We start from the raw sequence: 284 nt of genomic DNA on the forward strand, positions 1-284 counted from the left end.
TTGTGATTGCTGGCGCGCCGGTAGCCGCGGCCGGCTGGACGGTAATTGTCGAGCAGTCGCAGGCAGAGGCTTTTGCGCCTCTATACGCTTCATTGTGGCGGACTGGCGGGTTGTTGTTCCTCGCCACAGTCCTTGCGGCGGTGCTCGCATATTGGCTTGCTAGACGGATGAGCGGGCCTATCCTCTTGTTGGAGGAGGGCGCTCTCAAGATCGGTGCTGGACAGTTCGATCACCGGATCAACATCTCCACCGGAGACGAACTTGAGCGGTTGGCTGCTCGGTTC

General features: G+C 60.2%; 1 protein-coding gene. It reads left to right on the forward strand.

Features of this window, described 5'->3' with window-relative positions; all coding sequences use genetic code 11:
* On the forward strand, positions 1-284 hold a 284-nt coding region (locus EN861_RS35035; RefSeq protein ID WP_135928259.1), incomplete at both ends, for a HAMP domain-containing protein.

The organism is Mesorhizobium sp. M8A.F.Ca.ET.218.01.1.1 (assembly GCF_004791165.1).
GTDB lineage: Bacteria > Pseudomonadota > Alphaproteobacteria > Rhizobiales > Rhizobiaceae > Mesorhizobium.